This is a genomic window from Xanthomonas sp. LF07-6 (assembly GCF_034105445.1).
Classification (GTDB): domain Bacteria; phylum Pseudomonadota; class Gammaproteobacteria; order Xanthomonadales; family Xanthomonadaceae; genus Xanthomonas_A; species Xanthomonas_A sontii.
The window spans coordinates 1-1,552 of sequence record NZ_JAXGGI010000034.1; the positions used below are offsets into that span (position 1 = coordinate 1).

The window sequence follows — 1,552 nt, forward strand, 5'->3', positions numbered from 1 at the left end:
CCCAGTTCACCTCGATACCTTCGTCGACCGGAACGGCGTGCAGCGACAAGTCGAATTTGCTGACGCTGTAGTCGAGTTCGTGGCGTTGCAGCCTCAGGCTGCCGGCCGATGCATCGCCCTCTGCACGGATGTCGTAACCGAACATGACCTGGACCAGCGGGTGGTAGGCCAGCGATCGCTCCGGGTTGATCTGTTCCACAAGCAATTCGAAAGGAACCTGCTGGTGTTCCAGATCGGAAAGAACATGACGGTTCTGCGCACGCAGGAAATCGGCGAGCGTTGGATTTCCCGAGACGTTCGTGCGCACTACCAGGTTGTTGAGGAAGCAACCGACAAGCGTCTGAACCGATCCTTCGCTGCGATTGGCATTTGCCGACCCTACCAGCACGTCCTGACTATCGCTCCATTGCTCCAACAGGAGCGAGAACAACGAATGCAGCAACACGAAGGGCGTGACCGACAGTTCCGCGCACAGCGAGCGGATGCCGGCATGCAAGTCGGGCGCGATGAGTTGCAGGTGATAGCCGCCCGCGTGCCGCTGCACAGGGGGACGCGGAAAATCCAGCGGAATGGAATGCAACGTGGGTGCGTCGGCCAAGCGATCGCGCCAGTAGTCCAGCAACGCTTCCACTCGCGCACCGGCAAGCTGGTCGCGCTGCCAGGCGGCGTAATCCACGTACTGGATGGCATTGTCCGGCAATGGGCTCGGAGCGCCAGCTGAAAAAGCACCGTAGAGCTCGTCGAGTTCGCGCAGCAGGATGCCGGTGGACCATCCGTCCGTCGCGATGTGGTGAATGGTCAGCACCAGTTCGTGATGGTCCGGAGCGAACGCCAATAATTGCGCACGAAACGGGATATCCGCGCTCAGATCGAACCGATGCAACATTTCCCGTTCCAGCAGCGCTGCCAGGAACTGCTGTTGCGCTTCCGCTCCCAGATCTCGCAGGTCATGCTCGATGATGCCGAATTCCGCGACAGGGAGCACCTTCTGCAGCGGTTCGCCATCGTCCTCGAGATAGACCGTTCTCAACACCGCATGGCGTTGCACCAGCGCATGCAGCGCCTCGGTGAGCGCGGGTACCCAAAGCGAGATGCGGATCGACCCGGCCAGGCGGGTGTTGTAGATCGCTTTCTCGGACAGCGTGGATTCCAGCCAGATGCGCCGTTGTGCGAACGACACCGCTTGCACCCCTTGCAGGCGTGCGGGATCGGCGACCATGTCGTCACCGTCGCCAATCCTGACACGCTTGCCGCCCAGCATGGCGATCAGCAGCAGCTTGTTCGCCTTTAGCACTTCCTTGATTGCATCCGGCACCTTGTTGCGCATGGCGGTCACCCGCAGGGCGCCTTCGACAACCGACAACTCGATGCCTTCCTTCGCGCACAGGGCGAGGATGTCGGCAAGCTTCATAGCGAAAATTCCTCCACGGCGTCCTTGCCCTGGACGCGATTGACCAGGGTTTCGATGAAGGTGGCCTGCTCTTCGATGCTGGGTAGTTCGAACAGGCTCTTGAGGGTGAAATCCACCTCGAATCGTCGCCGGATCTGGCTT

At 60.6% G+C, this 1,552-nt stretch carries 1 protein-coding gene; it reads right to left on the reverse strand.

What is annotated here, in order from left to right:
- Nucleotides 1-1,411: condensation domain-containing protein (locus SLW56_RS20755; protein ID WP_267104262.1), on the reverse strand; the 1,411-nt coding region annotated here is incomplete at its 3' end.
- Nucleotides 1,412-1,552 lie beyond the last annotated feature (141 nt).